The sequence below is a fragment of the Metabacillus sp. 84 genome (assembly GCF_050107715.1).
Lineage (GTDB): Bacteria > Bacillota > Bacilli > Bacillales > Bacillaceae > Metabacillus_B.
The window spans coordinates 1-20,152 of sequence record NZ_JBNILN010000006.1 but is presented as its reverse complement, the minus strand read 5'-3'; the positions used below and the strand labels follow the sequence as shown (position 1 = coordinate 20,152).

Sequence of the window (20,152 nt, the reverse complement as noted above, 5' to 3'; positions counted from 1 at the left end):
GAATGTAAAAATATGTTACTGGATCCAAATCTATTTGCATGAGGATGTGCAGACTTTTTAATGCTTCTGCCTGATCTATTCGTTCCTGCTGATTAATCAGCGATTCCACGGCTTTCAAGCGAGCTTAAATCCTTCAACACAATACAGAACTTCACGCATTGCACGGACAGTTCGCTGTGGTAAACCCCGAATGCCGTGCCATCACTCACTTCCCTTACATAGTAATAGTTTGTACCAATCATAAATGGAGGGAAAAGAAAATGATCGTTCTTTTTCTTGAAAGCCACCCTATGTGGATATATGGATTGCCAAACGGATTTAAGGATGCCGGCCACACCGCTGTCATTTCAGGGCCGATAAGCAGCGAGAATCTCACTGGAATGATAGACAAAGTGAAGCCGGATTTAATTGTATCAACCGGCTGGACTGAGGAGCATTGGGAGGCAAAACAGATATGGATCAGGGAAGCTGTTTCCAAAGCCAAGATTCCGCTCGTCTACTGGGCAACTGAGGATCCGCTGCATACTCACAATTTTACACTGCCATTAATCAGAAGGATGAAGCCCGATTTTGTATTCACTGTTTCTTCTTCATTATGCAAAATGTACGAGGATCTCGGGATTAAAGCAGCTCACCTGGATTTCGGCTATCATGAAAGTGTTCACCGCCGGACTCTTCCCCTGCCGGAATACCGGGCGAATATCGCGGTTGTCGCCAATGCTTATCCTGACTATATTAAAGAAAACCCAGATGTGTTTCGTTCCTCCTCATTGCAAACTCTTATCGCCCCTCTCATTCAAAATGGTATCCGAGTAGACTTTTGGGGAAAGAACTGGGAGCATATGGGCAAGTATTTAGGCCGCCCCATTCCAAGGGAGTGGATCCATGGATATGTGGATTACAGAGATGCATACAAAATCTACAACTCCGCCAAAATCATCATCGGCTTGCAAAACTGCGAGGATCAGTTAACCCAGCGAACCTATGAAATTCTTGGGTCCGGCGGGTTTCTTCTGACATCTGATACACCGGCTGTCAAAGAAAAATTCGTACCTGGCCGCGATCTGGCTGTCTCATCTAACCCTCTGGAAACTGTTCAAAGGGTTGAATATTTTTTAAAGAACCCGTTAAAAAGAAAGCTGATTCAAAATAGAGGGTTTAAAGCCGTCGAAGATAATTCCTATCACTTCAGGGCTCTTGAGATGCTGAAGATCATAAAGGCCAGAGGCATTTTAAAGGAAACACCGCAATCTCCTGGAGAAGGAAGATGGATCAGCTACGAAACGTGCGAAATCCACCATGTCCAGCAGCATGAGACGTTATGGTCCATTTCAAAGAAAAATAATGTCTTCATTCAGCAGCTAAAAGAATTAAATCAATTATCTGGAAATAAGATCTTTCCGGGCCAAATCCTTATACTACGAAACAGAAAGGCCGCTCCTTTTCCGCGAACAATGAATGTCTGTTTAAGATTTTTATATGACTTATCCATGGAATGGAAGAGAATGAAATCAGCTATATTTGCATAGAGCATGATTCTGTTAACAGCCCCCTGATCCTGCATCTGCATCTGAGGGGCTGTTTAATCATATTACTATGCCAGGTTCTCATATAAAACTAGCGGAAAGCACACCATTCTTATTAGGTTTTTTGAACAACATTGAGCCTGTGTCAAAGTCCGGGCTCACCTCTAAGAAAACCATGTAAAAGTCGGCATTCTCCAGTTCATATGAATCATTTTCCGGTTCTCTTCCCCCCTCGAACCCTTCTTTTTCTGCAGCAGCCTTATTTATTTATAGGCAGTTGGCTACAGCAACCGTTTGCGCTTGGGAATTCTTCCATAAAACAGCCCTCCTAAAGTATGATTGAATATTCTGAAATTTAAGGATAAAATATCCTTAAATTTACATAGGAGGTGTTTTTTGTATGAATATATCAAAAAAGCTTATATCTTCTGTTTTGCTTTTTTCTGCCTTTACCGGATTGGCCCTCTCTCCTGAAGATTCAATCGTGGCCGCTTCTTCTGCTAAAGAGAATCCTTTAATGATGAAGGATGGAGAAACGGTTTCAGTCGTACAGCTTAGTATTCCGAACAGTCAGGCAATGGACAGGCTGACTGAGCTTGGGATCGATTTAGCACACAGGGTTCATTACCATGGCAAAGAAATTGAAGTGGATGCTGTTGTCACTCCTTCTGAAATTAAGTTGCTGAAAATGCACGGGATTCACGTTAAGGATACGCTCATAACCGAAAAGGAGTGGAAACAGAGGGCTGGAGAACGGAACAAAATGGTGCAGGAGCAAAAACAGCTTGCAGCATCTGAAGACACAGTAAAGATTTTACGGGCCAATTATTTTAAGAATCAGTCTGACATGTTCGTGTATGTAGAAGCCAAGTCATCTGCAGGCATGGCATCCAGTACAATCCTGACAGCGAGCTGGAAGGAGAACGGAGAAGAAAAGACAGCCGTTCTTTCTAAAATTGAGGATGCAGGTGAATACCTTTATCATTCTTTCATGCTCCCGATTACAGACAAACCTAAAAATGTAAGCATTACAAGTTCATTAGGCGGGGAGTCTTCGTTAAAGGTAACAGAATGGCTGGGAGACAAGCCAGACCGTCCGAGCAGGCATTACGTGCAGAATTTTGTGGATCATTATATGGACCCTACCGAAATCAATGCCCGGCTCGAAAATTTAGCGAATACCTACCCTGATATTGCAGAGATCGTAGAAATGCCAAACAAAACGAATGGATACCGGCGTCTGGCGCAAGCAACAATCGGGAAGAATTCAAGCGCAGCCGTTGTGGTTACTTCAAGAGCATGGGGGCATGAGGGCGGCAACGGAATGATCCTTGAAATGAAGAATGGCGGAGCGAATCTCCCTTTAAAGGTGGAGTCTGCGCCTCAGAAAGTAACCGTCCAGCTTGCTACAGACAACGAAGCAAAAGTGAAAAGTACAGCCCGTGATGTAGTGAACATTCTAAACAGGGACGCGGGCCATATTTTGTCAGCCAGCACTTATCGCGGGAACAGCGGGACGAGCATTGTTGAACCGGGTTCGGCCAATCTTACAGACAATCTGAAAGCACCGGGCAATGTTTCCAGAGATCCTTTTACGGTCAAAGCGATCCGGATTGGAAAGCACCGCGATGGATCAAAGCCTGGTGTACTCGGGTATTCACAGGAGCATGCCAGGGAATGGGTCACTCCTCTTGTTTCAGTCGAGACAGCGGAACGTCTGCTTCGGAACTATTCTCATGACAGTGAAACAAGAAAGCTTGTCGATCACCTAGATATCTTTATTATTCCAACCATGAACCCGGACGGCGCCCATTACAGTTTTTATGATTTTAACATGCAGCGGAAAAACATGACCAATTATTGCGGTGAGGCTCAATCAGACTCGGGTCTCCGTAACTCCTGGGGAGTCGATCTAAACAGGAATCATGCTGTCGGTTCTGTTTTTGACGGTTACGTTGGCGCCTCTTCTTCAAACTGTTTAAGCAGTCTGTTTGCAGGCCCCAGTGAAACATCAGAACCTGAAAGCCAGAATTTAGTGTGGCTGACGGATCAAAATCCGAACATCAAATTCGCTATGAACATTCATAGCTACGGGGGATACTTTATGTGGTCCCCGGGGGCCTATACACCGGAGCGTGAAACGCTGCCCCGCCCTTCTGCAGGAGATGAAGCTTATTACTGGCAGGCTTCTGATCACATTTTAAATAAAATTCAGGAACATCGCGGTACGGTTATTCTGCCTAGCCGAACAGGTCCAATTCCTGATGTGCTCTATTCGGCAGCAGGAAACTCAGCGGACTTTCTCTGGTATGAAAAAGGAATTTACGCTTGGAATTTTGAAGTGGGTGCAGATCTTTGGAACAAAGAGAAGCAGGAATGGGAGCTTGTAGGTTTTCAGCCCCCATTTGAAGAAGGACACGAGGAAGCAATGGAATTTTCAAACGGGCTGCTCGGATTAATGGACGTTGCCTATGAATACTCCATGGATAAGAAAGCTCCAAAATCAAAAATTTCACCTAACGGCCGGCGGTTCAAGAACTCAGTTGAAGCAACCTTCACCACTAATGAACCGGCTACGATTTACTACACCCTTGATGGCACAAGACCAACCTATCGTTCAAAAAAGCTCCAGCTAAGCGGAACGAGAGAACAAGCTGAGTCGCTGGAGATCACCAAGACCACTACCGTCAACTGGTTTGCAGCAGATCCAAGCGGAAATGCCGAGAACAACTATAAACCCGGTAAAAATGTACGCTATAATTCCAGGACCTTCCTAATAAAATAAGCCATTTCTTATCGAATTGTAGTCAAAATGAATGTGCCGTTTCTATTGGACCCTTTTCGCAATAAGAATAAAAAGCTATAACTCCTATTCCAATAAGGGTTATAGCTTTTTTCATTGCATATTTTTCCAATCATGTTTTTCCCGCCTGCTGACAAAATAAGTATTGTCAAATTGGTTTATATAATGGGAGGAAAAGATTGATGAGAAAAACGTACAGGACACTGTTGGCTGTGCCAGTTATCGCAGCCGGTATCCTTGCCGGATGCACTATGAACAATGACACCGCCCGTGAACATGCAGCTGAAAACAGTCAGCAGCAAAAAGTAAAGGTCAGCAGCGGGTATTTAACGGCGGAAAAGACGGCATATCATACTGATACTCCAAGCACGAAAACCAGAAACGTCGATTATTCAAATGTCAATCAGTCACAGCCGAATATGGAAGGACAGCTGCCAAATGGAATGATTCCCGGCGCTCCGATGCCACAGCAGCCTGACACTGGACAGACCCCTCAAGCTCCGGGATACGGTCAGGCACCAGATCAGACACCACCCCCCGAACAGCAGCCAAATCAGGGACAGCAGCCTGACCAAAATCAGCAGCCAGGGAAACCCGAGGCCGAAGACATGACCTCAATCGAAAATCAAGTGGTCCAATTAACAAATAAAGAAAGACAAAAAAATGGGTTAGAGCCGCTTAAAGCAGATAACTCACTGGCAAATGTAGCCCAGGAAAAATCAGATGATATGCAGGAAAACAACTACTTCTCTCATACGAGTCCCACGTACGGTTCCCCATTTGATATGATGAAAAAATTTGGTCAGGAATATCAAACAGCCGGAGAAAACATTGCGCAAGGCCAGCAATCACCGGAAGAAGTGGTAAACGCGTGGATGAATAGCCAAGGTCACAGAGAAAACATTATGAACAGTGAATTTACCAATATAGGCATCGGGTTCAATAAAGAAGGGAATTACTGGACACAGATGTTTACAGGGAAATAACTCTAAGGGCTGTTAAAAAAAGCCTGCTGAGTGAGACGATTCACATCGAAAACCCTCGGGCTGCTTCAAGCATCCCGAGGGTTTTCATGCTGGCTGGAAAGCCTCTTCTTACACCCGCTTGCCAAGGCCGAATCTGTAAAAAGGGCACTCGTACAAGCATATAATGTGACCGGTCATATACTATCCTAAAAATTGCTTTTCCATCGTAAAAAAAGAAAAGGAGCAGCACAAGGGAAGGTTGAACCGCATGAGCAAATCTCAACGCTATGTTAGCCTCACTTTTGATGATGGACCCTCTTTATATACTCATCAAATCCTCGACGTATTAAAAAGCTACCAAGTCCAGGCCACATTCTTCCTCATAGGAAATGAAGCAGAGAAATTTCCGGAGCTGACTAAGAGAATAGATAATGAAGGACATATAATCGGCAATCATACTCGGAGACATCCGGACCTTACCCTTCTTTCAAAAAAAGAGCTTAAAGAGGAAATCAGCATTGCTTCAGAGCAAATAAAACACATCATTGGCGCGTCCCCTGCATTGTTTCGCCCCCCTTTCGGCAAGCTCAGCAAACAGGCACTGCAGACAATTAAAGAAATGGGCATGACGAACGTTCTATGGAACGTAAACAGTTTGGATTGGCTCGAATATATGCCTGCTGAACTTGTACACCAGCGAATTTTGGCTACGCTGAGAAAAAACAGCATTATTCTCATGCATGATGGCACCGAGTACGGAAGTGGTGCCAGAAACAATACAGTTGCTGCCCTTCCAAAAGTTATAGGCAGCCTGAAGGAACTGCAATACCGGTTTGTGACAATTCCTGAATTTTATCAGCAAGCTTTCCCTTTAGAAGAATGGGATATATGGCTCTTATCCCGTTTATTAGCAGATCCGATTTATGATGTATTTCGTATGAAAGGGTTGAAGTGATGGAAGATGAATCGATCAAATTTTCGGTAATTATCCCTGCTCATAATGAAGAAAAATTTATTGGCAAGTGCCTTGAATCCATAATAGCAGCAGCAAAGCCTTATAAAGACAGGGTCGAGATCATTGTTGTATTAAACCGCTGTACGGACAGGACAGAAGCGATCGCGAAATCCTACAATTGCATAACCATCAAAAACGATGACAAAAACCTGTCCAAAATCCGAAACGCAGGAGCAAAGCTTGCAAGAGGGGAAATCCTCATTACCATTGATGCGGACACCCGGATGAATCGATACGTGTTAACCATTGCAGACCGATTGCTCTCATCAGGACTGTTCATCGGCGGGGGCGTTACGGGCTGGTTTGACAGGCTGTCCATTGGAATGGCAGCGTCCTTAACCTCACTAGTCATCCCTGTATTAATAAAATACGGGTTCATATCAGTTGGTATATTCTGGTGTTACCGAAAGGACTTTGAAGCCATCAACGGATTCAATGAGGATTTGTTAATGGCGGAAGACTGTGATTTTGCCAAACGCCTTTCAATCTGGGGATTAAAAAATAAGAAGCTGTTCGGTACTATTCCTTTTGCTATGACCACTTCTGCCAGGAAGTTTGACAAGTTCGGAGACTGGGTGCTTATTAAGAGACCTGAGTTAATTCTGGCATTCCTGAAGAAAAACGACCGCAAGCATGCCGATGAGCTATATTATGAGTATGAGGAGTAACATGATGGACTGAATCGTATTGGATTCAGTCCACTTTTTGTTTATCTCCAATTCCCAATCCCTTAATAAAAAGCATGCAGGTTTTTAATCGTCTAAATTAAGGTCAAGCTCTGTTAGGAAACTGCTGCCGCCTGGTGCGCTAAATACCCTTTCTCCAACTAATTTAAAGCTTTTAAAATAGGGGAGCGCTTATCAATCTGTTTTAATGGTGGTATAATGATAAATTGTGATATTAATATGCATGACCAAGGGCTTCACACTAAAGGAGACGATTATGAAAAAAATCAGCATCTTGATTCCTGCTTATAATGAAGAAGAGGTATTATACAGTCTTTATAGCCGTGTAAGCAGCGTAATTGATGAATTAATAGAATATGATTTTGAGATACTGTTTGTGAATGATGGAAGTAAAGACGGCACCCTTTCCATTCTTAAATTTTTGAGGGAAAAGGATCACCGGGTAAACTATCTTGACTTATCCAGAAATTTCGGGAAAGAAGTAGCGATGATTGCGGGTCTGGATTATGTAACAGGTGACGCACTCGTCATTCTTGATGCGGATTTGCAGGATCCGCCTGAACTGATACCGGAGATGATCCGCTATTGGGAAGAAGGCTATGATGATGTTTATGCCAGACGGAGGTCCCGAACGGGTGAAACGCGGGTGAAAAAATGGACCTCCGCTCAGTATTATAAGCTGCTCAGAAAAACGACCAGAATACCGATTCAGGAGGATACCGGTGACTTCCGCCTGCTTGACCGCCGCTGTGTGGAGGCATTAAAGAAACTTAGAGAAACACAGCGGTATACAAAAGGGATGTTCAGCTGGATCGGATACAACAAAAAAGAAATTCTTTTTGACAGAGATCCGCGCGCTGCCGGCGAGACAAAATGGAATTATCTTAAATTAACCGATCTTGCCATTGAAGGAATCACTTCGTTTACGACCTTTCCGCTGCGGGTCTCTTCCTTCGCAGGAATGATTATATCATTCCTGGCTTTTATCTTTATGATTTGGACCGTGGCTAAAACCTTGCTGTATGGAGACCCTGTGAGCGGATACCCATCCCTTATGGCAGTTATCCTTTTCCTTGGAGGGATCCAGCTCCTGTTTTTAGGTGTTATAGGAGAGTATCTGGGAAGAATCTTCAATGAAACGAAAAAACGTCCCTTGTATTTTGTGAACGAATATAACGACGAAAAAGTGACAAACCGTGCTTCTGAAAAGGAGTATCGTCATGTCCGGTAAATTTAGTCCTGCTCAAAAAGAAGTGGTCATGTATGCCGTTTTTGGTGTACTGACCACTGTTATTAATTTTGCCGTTTATTTTGTCTGCTTGAACGTCTTTCAAATCGATTACCGATTTTCTACAGCTATAGCTTGGATTCTTTCTGTGCTGTTTGCTTTCATCACCAATAAACTTTATGTCTTTTCCAGCAAAGAATTCGATTTCCCAACACTGGTAAAAGAAGCCCTCTCGTTTACAGGATTCCGTCTGGCCTCTTTTGCTATAGATCTTGGGCTGATGATCCTGCTTGTCGAATTGATCAGAGTGAATGACACCTTTTCCAAAATCGCCGTAAACATTGTGGTGATTGTTCTGAATTACACCGTCAGCAAGCTATTTGTCTTTAAAACTAAAAAAGAAACAAGCACTTCTACCGATTGAAGCTGTATAGGAGAGTAGACTGTATATGAAAACGATTTTCAGTAAAAAGGGAGCATTATCCATTTTATTTTTATTTGTGGCTTCCTTTGTGACACACTTTTATTTTTTGCAATCTGATGCCTACTTCACAGTTAATTCAGATGCCCTCTCCCAAATGGCTGTCTTCCACAAATTTCTGGGTGAAAACTTTCGATCCGGCAATATGATGTGGTCATGGAATTACGGGATTGGCGGTGACTTATTCGGTGAGTTTGGTTATTACTACAGCACGTCCCTGTTTTTTTGGGCCTCTGCCTTCTTTAATATGGATACAATCTTCCATGTCGTTCAGCTTAAAATAGGCCTCAGCATCCTAAAATCCTTTAGTTCCATGCTAATCATGTTTATCCTGCTGAAATACCTGAAGCGGACTTATATGGCCTCTATTATTGGAGCGCTTTTATATGGCGGATCGATTTTCTTCCTTAAGCATTCGCTGCTTTGGGATTTTATGGTTGATTCCATGGTATGGCTGCCGCTGATGATTCTTGGGTTTGAAAGATGGATGAAGGAGAAGAAATGGGGGCTGTTTACAGCCGGCCTGTTCCTCATGCTCTCTACAAACTTTTACTTTGCCTTTAAGTCCAGTGTGTTTCTATTGATTTACGCTGTTTTTGCTTTTATCGGTACGAAACAAACTCTTACCATTAAAGGCCTGTTCCGCTTTTTCTTTGGATGGGGGAAATTTTATCTGCTTGCATTTGGGCTTGCTGCTGCAGCGTTCATCCCTTCTATTTATGCGCTCTTTCAAGCAAACCGCGGCGGAAAAGCAAATGAGGTCCCGCTTGCATTCGCTCCGGAGTATTACGCAGGGATTTTGGAAACGACGTTCAACCTGGACGGTACTTATTCCATTCTGGGCCTGCCGGTAGCCATGCTCTTTTTATATACGGTTGGCTTCACATTTTTAAACCGGAGAGAAAAATCGTTTTTGTATATGAGCCTTTTCATGTATGTATTATATTTTATTCCGTTTGCGCACTCGTTTTTTAACGGATTATCAGAAATGCAAAGCCGATGGGTCTACTTGCTCATCTTTTCTGTTTCAATAACATCTGCATTCCTGATAGACAGAATTGCAGAAAACGCTGGGAAAATAAAGGCTTCCAGAGCACTCATTCCATTCCTGGTTTTAGGCTTTGGCTTGTTTGCGCCCATTTACAGCAGAAATGCAGCATTTGCATCCTATGAATGGCTCATATTAGGATTGACGGCCCTATGCTTACCATTATTCCTTCTCGCGGGAAAAATGGGCAAGACAGCCTTCTATCTTTTCCTGTCAGGGATCCTGGCACTGAATACATTTGGAACACAGGCTGTTTTTTCTAAAAAATCGCTCGGAACGTTCTATGGACAGAGCACAATGGACAGCGGGGTCCTCAGCCAGCCGGGACTTGAAAACAAAGCTGAGCTTGAGCTCATCCGGTCTATTCAAAGCAGCGACCAAAGCTTCTATCGAATGATCAACGATGGAAATAAATACCACAACGCTCCGATGTATCAGGATTATCACGGAGCCGGAGCTTACAGCAGTCTTCTCAGCGGCAATCTTCAATACTTTCTGAAGCAGCGCCATAATGTGTTATTCGATCATGACTCCATTAATAAGTTTAACCATTTTAACAATCGGTTTTATTTGGAAAGCTACATGGGTGTCAAATATCATATGGTTCCGAAGGATTCCGCGGCTCCGGTATATAACGCTGACATGGTGGATCAAAATGAATCACTAACGGTATATGAGAACCCTTATGCCCTTCCAATTGGTTTTATGCAGACCCAATATGCTGCTGAAGATGATGTGGAGAAGCTTTCCTTCACTGAGCGGGATCAGCTGCTGCTGCAAGCTGTTTATACCGAAAAACCGGTAAAAGAACTAAACTGGGAAAAATTCAATTTCAAGAACTTGGATTCAGAACGGATTGACCAGCAGAAGCCGTTCACATTGAAAAATGTAAAACAATCCGGAAAAATCTTTATTGTCAATGAAAAAGGAACCATTTCCATTCCTATAGATCAACAGAAGATTGGAACGGATGATGAAGTCTTTGTCGAGGCTGATTTGAAACAGGAACAGGGAGAGCGCTTCAATATGAAGGTTGAAGGCATCCATACTCAAAAGCTCCCTGTTGAAAACAAATATGCCTATCCTACAAAAGGATTTGTCATAAATCTTGGCCATTCCTATGAAAAAGATTCCGTTACCATTAAACTTGACCCAGGTGAATATCGTGTCTCCTCCATTAAAGTGTATCGCCAGAAAATTGACACTGACAAGGCAGAGCAGCTGCAAAAGCAGTCGTTAACCGATATCCATTATGAAAAGAATAGGGTCAAAGGAAAAATTGAAGCAATCCAGGATGGAATGCTGACTACATCCATTCCTTACAGCAAAGGCTGGAAAACATATGTGAATGGAAAAGAAGCAAAGACGCTCACAGTTAACCATGCTTTCGTCGGCACCCCTTTGAAAAAAGGAACCTACGATATAGAATTTGTGTATACGACCCCTCTGCTTAAAGAGAGCTTAATCATTTCAGCAATAGCCCTGCTTATCACCATTTTTTCTCTGATTCGAACCAGGAGAAGAACAAAATAACCAAAAGCCAGCCGCGTGAAAAGCGGCTGGCTAATTTATTGGCCTGAATAAAGCATCCCCGACCGACCCCCGGACACTATCAATAAAGGGTACTGCAGCAGTTTTCTGCGGCCGCGGAAACAAATTATTTCCCTCCCGTGAAAGAAATTCCTTTTACAAAGTATTTATTAAAAAATGCATAAAGAATCAAAATCGGCAGGGTGAAGACCATGGATGCTGCCATAATGTAATTCCAATAGCTGATGTATTGTCCTTTAAATGAGTTTAATCCCAGAGTGAGCGTAAACATTTCCGGGTCCGCCAAAATAACAAGCGGCCTCATAAAATCATTCCAGAAAGCCATGAAGACGAAAATCGTTTGGGCGGCAAGAGCCGGTTTAGCCAATGGAAGGACAATCCTGAAGAACGTTCCGAATTTACCCAAGCCATCAATCGCTGCCGCTTCTTCCACTTCTTTTGGAAAGTTAATAAAGAACTGTCTCATCATAAAAATAAACGTAGCATTAACTGCACCGGGTATTATCATTCCCTGATAGGTATTGAGCCACCCAAGCTCTTTTAAAAGAAGGAAATTAGGGATAAGGGTAACCTGGAAAGGAATCATCAGCACCGCTAAAATAATGATAAATATACTCTTCTTACCTGGAAAGCTTAATCGGGCGAGAGCATATCCCGCCATGGAATTGAACAGTAAATTAAGCAGGGTTCCCAGAACAGCTATTAGGAGGCTGTTGAAAAGCCAGCGCCCGAAAAGAGGCTCGGTCGTAAAAATTTGTTTGTAATTCTCTAATGTAAACGTTTCAGGAAGAAAGTTGATTGAACCGCTTACAATTTCCCCAAGTGTTTTAAAGGAAGAGGAAAGTGCCCACAGGAACGGAATGATGGTAATGATCGCATATCCAATCAGGATCGCGTATAGAGCCCCTCTGCCAAATGATTTCTTTTTCACAGAACCCCTCCTCAGTATAGTGATTCTTCTTTAGAAAACCTGCGCTGCAGCAGGGTTGCTGCCAGGATGATCAATGCGAGCATAAAGGCCAGTGCTGTTGCATAGCCCATTGTTCCAAGTGTTTTAAAGGCATATTGATAGATTAACAGGACGACCGTTAATGTTGAGTTGTTTGGTCCGCCAGAGCCTCCCGAAAAAATATACGACTGGTCAAACAGCTGGAAAGTGCCAATCAGTCCCATGATGACCACAAATGACGTCACCGGACGGAGATGCGGGACTGTAATATGCCAAAACTTTTGGAAGGCATTTGCTCCGTCAAGCTCTGCTGCCTCATAATAGCTCTCCGGCACATCCTGTAAGGCTGCTAAATAGATGACCATATAAAATGGTGCAGTAGCCCATATGTTCATAATCATGATAGCGATTAAAGCCACACTAGGGTCATTAATCCAGTTGTAGGTAGGCAGGTGCAGAAAATCCAGGACTTTATTAATCAGTCCGTTTTGATTGTACATCCACATAAATATAAGGGTAAGAACCGCAGAGGACGTAAGGGTCGGCAAAAAGTAGACGACTCTGAAAAATTTTTGGCCTTTCATGCCTGCATTTAACGATGCAGCCAGCACAAGGGCCAGAACCGTCTGGACCGGTACGACAACTGCCACATAAAAGGCGGTATTCTTAAGTGCGATCATGGCTCTGTCATCCAATGCTATTTTCGCATAATTGTCTAATCCCCGAAATTCAAATGAGGAGGTTCCAATTAGTTCAACTTTATTGAAAGACAGAAATACGGCGTAAAGAATGGGAGCGATTACAAATAACCCGATGATAATCAAAGCAGGAGACATAAACAAATAAACCCTGACCTGCTTCTCTTCTTGAACGGCTGGCTTTCAAACAGCATCACCTCTCATTTTCATTATTTATTCTGTAACTTTTATCTCTTTATTCGCTTGTTTTTCAGCGTCTTCCAACGCTTCTTTTAAAGGCCGTTCACCTAAATAAGCACTTAAAAACTGGTTATTGAAATTGTTCATGACAATTGGGAGAAATGGACCGTCCTGCCAGACGGTGGCGTATTCCGCGCCTTTTACAAGCGGCCCCCGCAATTCATCTTTATCAAACCCAAGCTCTGAAGCAACCGATTTACGGGTCGGAAGTGCAAAACCTTTGCTTGTCCACTTTTTCATTCCTTCCTTGCCAGTTAAATAGGAAATTAGCTCCCACGATTCTTCCTTATGATCTGACTCGGCATTCATGGCGTATCCGACTGTAAAGGACATCGTTCCCTTTTTTCCATCTATGGCTGGGATTTCTGCGGTGCCATAATCGATATTAGGAAAGGTTTCATCTAAATAAGGGATGTTCCAATTCCCCTCCATAACCATCGCTGCTTTACCCCGTCCGAACATTTCACCTGCATTGGTGCCCGCCCCTGCTTCAGATGGCTGGGCAGCCGTTTTATCTTTGAGGCGCATATCAAGGATGGGCTGAAGTTCATTTACCACTTTGTCATCGGCAAAGGTTGCCCGATCTTCAGTGATGACCTGTCCGTCTCCTGATTCAGCCATGTAATACATCCTTTCAATATTAGGAAGGACTCCAAGTCCATAAACATCGCCCTCCTTTGTAAGCTTTTTCGCTGCAGCCTCCATCTCTTCCCACGTTTTTGGAGGTTCACTGATTCCAGCCTCTTTAAACAGATCCTTGTTATAAAACAATGCGAGCGTCGAATAATCCTTCGGGACTCCATAAAGGGTTTCGCCTTGTTTGAAAGCTTCCAGCATGGGTTTTTCAAAGTCTTCCAGATCAAAATCTTCTGTTACATATTTATTAAGCGGTTCTACAGCTCCAGTTTCCATTAGCGCTGGAGCTTCAAATGCATCCAGATAAAATACATCTGCGGCTGTGCCGCCGATAAGCCGGGTTTTTAATACATCCATATACTGATCATTTATTACATTGAATTTAACATCAATATGCGGATGCAGTTCCTCAAACTCAGCAATCACTTCTTCGAGAAGCTTCTTTTCTACTGGATTGCCTCCCCAGCCGCTCATAACGAGTTCTGTTTTCTTCAATCCGCTATCCGCTTCCTGGCTGCTGCAGCCGGAAGCGATCGCTAATCCTAATAGAGCCGTAATGCCAAGCATGGATATCCACTTTTTTTGTTTCATCCGTTTAGCACTCCTCCCTTTTACTTTTGAATAATTTCAAAGCCTGTTGTATTTTCAATTATGGCTGTTTTTGTTTTTCCTTCTTCCTTAACCAGTCTGATGGATACATGCCCCTTTCCTACTCTGATGCGGGAAACAAGCAGCTCATTCATTTCCTCCAAAAGAACGGGGTTTAAATAGATTCTTTTGTTCAGACTATCCGGAAATAATCCCAGAAGGGACTGGATGATGATGAGCGGTGTGCCAGCTGCCCAAGCCTGAGGTGAACAGGCAACGGGGTACTTGACTGCTTTTCCGATAGAAGATGAATAGCCGCAAAAAAGCTCCGGCAAGCGCTCATATTCAAACTGGCTGGCTGCTTTTATTAAACCGGATATAACTGTTTTTGCCTGTTCATGCTGGTTAAGCTTGCTCATTCCAATCAAGGTCATGCTGTTATCATGTGGCCATATGCTTCCATCATGGTAGCTCATCGGATTGTAGCCTGCTTCTCCTTCTCCCATTGTCCGGATTCCAAATCCTGAAAACATTTTTTCCGAGGTCAGCATGTCAGCAACCGCTTTTGCCCTTTCTTCTTCCAGCATGCCTGAAAAAAGAACATGCCCAGGGTTGGAAGTGATGGTTCCAACTTGTTTTTTATCCCGATCAAGCGCTATCGCATAGAATTGGTGCTCTTCCATCCAGAATTTATTTTCAAATTCCTGTTTTAATTCTTCCGCCTGCGTTCTAAGCGCGGCTGCTTTATCCTTTAGATCCAGTGCTTCAAATAGATCGGCAACTCCCGTTTTTGCCTGATAGACATATCCTTGAACCTCCGCCAGGGCAATGGGGGTCTCCGCGTATTCTCCACTCCTGTGGACAATGGAGTCACCTGAATCCTTCCATCCCTGATTGGCGATCCCATTGCTTGATTCCTGATGATACTCCACGAACAAATCCCCATCCCTGTCCCCAAACTCATCAATCCAGGTAAGGGCTTTGACCACACTGTCCATCAGTTCTTCAGCAAGCTGTAAATCTCCAGTCCATCTTACATATTCAGTCAGGAGGATCAGGTAAAGCGGTGTCGCATCAATGGTACCGTAATAAGGTGTGAAAGGAACCTGATCTGTGTTTGCAAGCTCTCCAAACCTCATCTCATGCATGATTTTCCCCGGCTGTTCATCCCTCCACGGATCAACTTTTGTCCCTTGGGTACTGGCCATCGTTTTTAACGTACCTTTAGCCGCCTCAGGATTAAATGACAGCATTTGCAAAGCTGCAATCAGGCTGTCCCTGCCAAAAGGAACGCCGAACCACGGAAGACCTGCAACCGGGAAACCTCCATGTCCGATATCTGTCATTAAGACACGCAGATCGGACCATCCCCGGTCCACCAGCTGCTGCAATGGAGTCAAATCTGTCTTCATAAGCGGCGCTTGCCGGTTCCATTCTGAATACGAGTCTGTTAATTTTTCAAGCGCCTCGTTCGCTGGAATCGGGATGCCAATTTCGTATGAACCATTAATGACGGGCTGTACCATGATGGTGAAAGCCTGCTCCTGGCTGTGTTCCAATTCGAAGTTGTACGCGAAATCTCCATTTTCCTTTACTTCATCCGGTGACTTGTCCCATGATATTCTGGTTGTCCGCTCCAAATCGTCGGACCCGGAATAATTTAGTTCATATGAATTTTCATCATATACTTGACCGGTTTTTGCCCCGACATTTCCTTTTTGGAACCCCCGGACGATAAACATATCCTTAAAATCCGCATCAAAAGCCAAATCAATCGTGAATTTCACAGCTTTAGGATAGTAGTTTGTCAGATAGATGGTTTCATATAAAACACCTTCATATATAAAACGTTCTCTTTCGATTTGAACTGATTCTCTCCACAAGATCAGCTCGCCATCCCTTTCCATGTGCGGATTTGTAAGCAGCACACGCGATACCTGATTCGCTGAACCATCAGAGGAAAGGAGGACAGGTTTTTCCCCATTGATTTTAAGCTCCATTTTGCTGAGAAACCTTGTGTCCTTAGTGTATAGGCCCAGGCCGTAGGAATGGTTTTGGGTAATGTCCCCGTTAGGCTCTGATAGTAAAAATAAATCATTTTCTTTTATAACTAAATAGTCCATGTCTGCCTCCTGGTTATCCGAAACGTTTCGGAAAATGTATAAAACGCCTCGATAGCTTCTTTAGTATGAAAATTGAAATCCTTCCTGCTCTTTAGTCCTTGCCGTTTATATCGTCCTGTATCTCAGGCAGCTTAATCTCCATGTTTGACTGGTGCAGTTGACTTTCGTACTTTAAGCTCGGTTTCCAAAAGAAGGTGAGCTGGCTGACTGTCTTTATTAAGCATGTCCATAAGCAGTCTGGCTGCATGAAATCCAAGCATTTCGCGGTTTTGAGCGATTGTGGTCAAACTCGGGGACACATAGCCTGCCAGCAGAATATCATCATATCCAACTACCGATAAATCCTCTGGCACAGAAAGGTTTAGCCTTGCCGCTGCTTTAATTGCCCCAAAAGCCATTAGATCGCTTGCACAGAAAATGGCTGTTATGCAAGGGTGAATTTTAAGCAATTCAAAGACCGCTTTTTCTGCTTCATATTCCTTAAAATCACCATTGACAATCCATTCTTCCCTCCCCGGAATTCCCGCATCAGATACGGCTTTTTTAAAGCCCTTCAGACGTTCTTCGCTAACATAGGCAAAGTCATGTCCATTAACCATGGCAATGTTGCGATGCCCGAGCTCCAGTAAGTGCCTGACAGCCTTTTCGGCACCTAATGAATTGTCTGTGGAAACATACCCTACATGTTCTGTCTGAATAGGGATGTCGATTAACACACATGGAATGCTGCTCTCTACTACCTCCTGCAAATATGGATCGTCAGTTTTAATCCCCTGCAGGATTACACCATCTACCCTTCTCTCCCGGCATAGCTGAGCATAAGTCTTTTCTCTCTGTTTTGTAGAATTAGTATTGAATAACACGAGGTCATAGTCTGTTTCTGCAGCACATTGGTTAATGCCGGAAAGAACTTCAAACGTGAAATTATCCTTTACGCTTTCTTTATTAAACCCGGAAACAAGCAATCCAATCGTTTTGGATTTATTCATGACGAGACCCCTGGCAAGAATGTTCGGACTGTAATTAAGTTCTTTAGAAATCTCAATAATTTTTTTCCTGGTCTTTTCGCTGACATCAGAATATCCATTCAATGCTCTGGACACCGTGGTTACAGATACCCCTGCCGCTTTGGCAATATCCTTAATTGTAGTCATCCATAAAACCTCCAAAACGTTTCGGGTCCAGTATATGAGTCCATTCTACATTCACCTGCAAGCGATTGCAATCTTTAATTGGTTTAAAATTTTGATTAGGCTAATCCGTTTTTAGGTTAAATCATTTGCTAGTCTTTTAGAAATAAGATTCATTTTTATCCGAGAGGGTAACGGATAACTAAACGGTTATGAGGAGGAGAGAGTTATGGCTGTATTGGAATTAACCATCACCCCTGTAGGTACAGATGATACAAGTATGAGGAAAAATGTGGAACTTGCCGTTTCAATTATCAGAGAAAAAGGCTTTAACTGTGATGTGACGCCTTTATCGACAGTGATAGAAGGGAATGCGGATGAATTATTTGATCTTGCAAAGCTTGTCCACAGCGAATTACTGACTCAGGATGGAACGGATCGGCTTATCACTTCTATTAAACTGGATGACCGCAACGATAAAAAACTGAATCTGGATAATCAAGAGAAGGTCTGAGAATGGAGTTCAAGGGAGCCTGCATCATGCAGCGGCATAAGTTGTAACCCGCTCCAGACAGCACAAAATAAATAAAATGGCAGCCCTTGCAAAAAGGCTGCCATTTCAGCGTGTTGCTTTCGTAAATGTACTATACAAATGTACTGTTCCCATTCAAAGTTCGCCCATGCTCTTTAAAGCCGGGCTCTTACTGGGCTTTCTTATGTGAAGCTGTTTCTTCAACGTTCTCCTTCTCTTTTTTGGCGGAAGAAAGCTCGGTCTGGAAGGATTTAAATAGAGCGGCCGTCATAAAGATTAGAATAATCCCGAGCGGGAGCGCGGAAATAATCGTGGCTGCCTGCAGCCCTTCTACACCACCCGTTCCCATTAATATCGCTGCAATAGCGGCCATAATCAGTCCCCAGCTGACTTTCACCAGGGTTGGAGGATTCAAACTTCCATTTGAGGTCTGCATACCAAGTACATAAGTAGCAGAGTCAGCGGATGTTACAAAAAAGGTGGTGATGAGCAAAAGGGAAATAATAGTCAGGACCGTTCCAAATGGCATCAGCTTGTATACATAAAACAACGCCGTTTCCAGACTTTGACCTGATACATCCGCACCTTGAATGAGTTCAAAATAGAGGCCTGTCCCTCCGAAGACCCCAAACCACAAAGAGCACACAAGAGTTGGAGCGATGATGACCGCAAGGATAAATTCCCGGACCGTCCTTCCTTTCGAAACTCTTGCAATGAACGTTCCGACAAATGGCGTCCACGAAATCCACCATGCCCAGTAAAAAATGGTCCAGTCTTTTACCCATTGATTATCCTCTTGGTTGAAAGGCGAAAAACGCAATCCCATACTCGGCAGGTTTTGTACGTATGACCCAAATGTCGTAGAAAACAGCTCAAGCACAAACTGTGTAGGACCAAGAAATAGAAAAGCAAAGAATAAAAGAACGGCCAGGAACATATTTGTATTGCTTAAATATTTAATTCCTTTAGATAATCCGCTTGCTGCGGAATAAATAAATAATATGGTTGTAAAACCCATAATGATCAGCTGAGTGGTAAAGTTAACAGGCCAGCCGAATAAATAATTGAAACCGCTGTTAATCTGCTGTGCTCCTATACCAAGGGAAATGGCCACTCCAAACAGAGTAGCAAAGACAGCAATTATATCAACTGCGTAGCCAATTGGCCCTTTTGTCTTTTCCCCTATTAACGGATACAATGTGGCGCTCATTAAACCAGGAAGCCCTTTACGAAACTTATAGTAGGCAAGCGCCAGCGCTACAACCGCATAAATTGCCCAGGCATGAAAGCCCCAATGAAGGTATGTATACCGCAAGGAAACTCTGGCTGATTCTTCCGTTCCTCCATCTCCGAACGGCGGAGTCGAAAAGTGAGAAGCGGGCTCTGAAACTCCATAGAAAAGGAGTCCAATACCCATACCTGCACTGAACAGCATAGCAAACCAGGTCGGGGTGCTGTATTCGGGCCGATCCTCATCTTTTCCTAATCGAATTTTCCCATACCTGCTGAAAGCGATGATGATGGCAGCAATAATAAAGAAAGAAGCTGAAAACTGGTAAAACCATCCGAACTTATCCAAGAACAACGTTTTAATACCGGTCATTACTTCTAATAAATTGTTCGGGAACAGGGCTCCCCATCCTACAAAAATTGCCCCCATGCTGATTGCAATCCAAAACATTGGTGTAAATTTCCTCAAATGCATTCCTCCTCATAATGGTTAAAAAGCTGAGCAATCATACTTTTTGCTCTTTATAAGACTCTCATAATGCTTTAGTTATTTGAGACTCCCACGGCTAAAGCCGCAAGCCCTACACCTTACGGTATGACGGGTGGGATTCTTGAATGACTAAACGTTCGCAGTCCATTTCTGTTTTGAACAGCCTTCAAGACAGGGGCATCTCATTGCCCCTCCTAAGACAGTGCATATAGCATCTTAGGCTGGTTGACTAT

The 20,152-nt window shown here is 43.4% G+C and carries 15 protein-coding genes; 9 read left to right on the top strand and 6 right to left on the bottom strand.

Annotated features, from left to right (window positions below):
• Nucleotides 1–260: 260 nt before the first annotated feature.
• From ACQCV8_RS12260 to ACQCV8_RS12225, 8 genes are all read left to right on the top strand, one after another.
• Nucleotides 261–1,529, top strand: a complete 1,269-nt coding sequence (locus ACQCV8_RS12260; RefSeq protein ID WP_426844928.1) for a glycosyltransferase family protein — start codon at nucleotides 261–263, stop codon at nucleotides 1,527–1,529.
• A gap of 397 nt (nucleotides 1,530–1,926) precedes the next feature.
• Nucleotides 1,927–4,311, top strand: a complete 2,385-nt coding sequence (locus tag ACQCV8_RS12255; RefSeq protein WP_426844927.1) for a M14 family metallopeptidase — start codon at nucleotides 1,927–1,929, stop codon at nucleotides 4,309–4,311.
• Nucleotides 4,312–4,511: 200 nt separating this feature from the next.
• The gene (locus ACQCV8_RS12250) at nucleotides 4,512–5,315 is read left to right on the top strand and encodes a CAP domain-containing protein (protein WP_426844926.1); all 804 of its coding nucleotides are present in this window, start codon (nucleotides 4,512–4,514) and stop codon (nucleotides 5,313–5,315) included.
• A gap of 247 nt (nucleotides 5,316–5,562) precedes the next feature.
• Nucleotides 5,563–6,249, top strand: coding sequence for a polysaccharide deacetylase family protein (locus tag ACQCV8_RS12245; RefSeq protein WP_426844925.1), 687 nt, complete (start codon nucleotides 5,563–5,565; stop codon nucleotides 6,247–6,249).
• On the top strand, nucleotides 6,249–6,977 hold the full coding sequence (locus tag ACQCV8_RS12240; protein WP_426844924.1) for a glycosyltransferase: 729 nt from the start codon (nucleotides 6,249–6,251) through the stop codon (nucleotides 6,975–6,977). The genes ACQCV8_RS12245 and ACQCV8_RS12240 overlap by 1 nt, the downstream gene beginning before the upstream one ends.
• 274 nt (nucleotides 6,978–7,251) lie before the next feature.
• Nucleotides 7,252–8,226, top strand: coding sequence for a glycosyltransferase family 2 protein (locus tag ACQCV8_RS12235; protein ID WP_426844923.1), 975 nt, complete (start codon nucleotides 7,252–7,254; stop codon nucleotides 8,224–8,226).
• Nucleotides 8,216–8,647 carry a GtrA family protein gene (locus ACQCV8_RS12230; RefSeq protein ID WP_426844922.1) on the top strand — a complete coding sequence of 144 codons (432 nt, stop codon included), beginning with the start codon at nucleotides 8,216–8,218 and terminating at the stop codon, nucleotides 8,645–8,647. Before ACQCV8_RS12235 ends, ACQCV8_RS12230 begins: the two co-directional genes overlap by 11 nt.
• Nucleotides 8,648–8,672: 25 nt before the next feature.
• A complete protein-coding gene (locus tag ACQCV8_RS12225) occupies nucleotides 8,673–11,285 on the top strand; it encodes a YfhO family protein (RefSeq protein ID WP_426844921.1) in 2,613 nt (870 codons plus the stop codon).
• A gap of 124 nt (nucleotides 11,286–11,409) precedes the next feature.
• Here the strand turns inward: ACQCV8_RS12225 and ACQCV8_RS12220 are convergent, their stop codons facing one another.
• The 5 genes from ACQCV8_RS12220 to ACQCV8_RS12200 all read right to left on the bottom strand — a co-directional run bounded on the left by ACQCV8_RS12220 (nucleotide 11,410) and on the right by ACQCV8_RS12200 (nucleotide 17,691).
• Entirely contained in the window at nucleotides 11,410–12,234 is an 825-nt protein-coding gene (locus ACQCV8_RS12220; RefSeq protein ID WP_426844920.1) for a carbohydrate ABC transporter permease, read from the bottom strand.
• 11 nt (nucleotides 12,235–12,245) lie between these two features.
• A complete protein-coding gene (locus ACQCV8_RS12215) occupies nucleotides 12,246–13,088 on the bottom strand; it encodes a carbohydrate ABC transporter permease (protein ID WP_426844919.1) in 843 nt (280 codons plus the stop codon).
• Nucleotides 13,089–13,163: 75 nt separating this feature from the next.
• Nucleotides 13,164–14,417, bottom strand: coding sequence for an ABC transporter substrate-binding protein (locus ACQCV8_RS12210; protein WP_426844918.1), 1,254 nt, complete (start codon nucleotides 14,415–14,417; stop codon nucleotides 13,164–13,166).
• Between the two features lie 20 nt (nucleotides 14,418–14,437).
• A complete protein-coding gene (locus ACQCV8_RS12205; RefSeq protein ID WP_426844917.1) occupies nucleotides 14,438–16,537 on the bottom strand; it encodes a glycogen debranching N-terminal domain-containing protein in 2,100 nt (699 codons plus the stop codon).
• A gap of 131 nt (nucleotides 16,538–16,668) precedes the next feature.
• Nucleotides 16,669–17,691 carry a LacI family DNA-binding transcriptional regulator gene (locus ACQCV8_RS12200; RefSeq protein ID WP_426844916.1) on the bottom strand — a complete coding sequence of 341 codons (1,023 nt, stop codon included), beginning with the start codon at nucleotides 17,689–17,691 and terminating at the stop codon, nucleotides 16,669–16,671.
• Nucleotides 17,692–17,896: 205 nt separating this feature from the next.
• Between ACQCV8_RS12200 and ACQCV8_RS12195 the strand changes: the two genes are divergently transcribed.
• Nucleotides 17,897–18,181 (top strand): MTH1187 family thiamine-binding protein, encoded by a 285-nt coding sequence (locus tag ACQCV8_RS12195; protein WP_426844915.1) that lies wholly within the window; start codon nucleotides 17,897–17,899, stop codon nucleotides 18,179–18,181.
• A 187-nt stretch (nucleotides 18,182–18,368) separates the two neighbouring features.
• Here ACQCV8_RS12195 and ACQCV8_RS12190 read toward each other — a convergent pair whose 3' ends face one another.
• Nucleotides 18,369–19,898, bottom strand: coding sequence for a BCCT family transporter (locus ACQCV8_RS12190; RefSeq protein ID WP_426844914.1), 1,530 nt, complete (start codon nucleotides 19,896–19,898; stop codon nucleotides 18,369–18,371).
• Nucleotides 19,899–20,152: the final 254 nt, after the last annotated feature.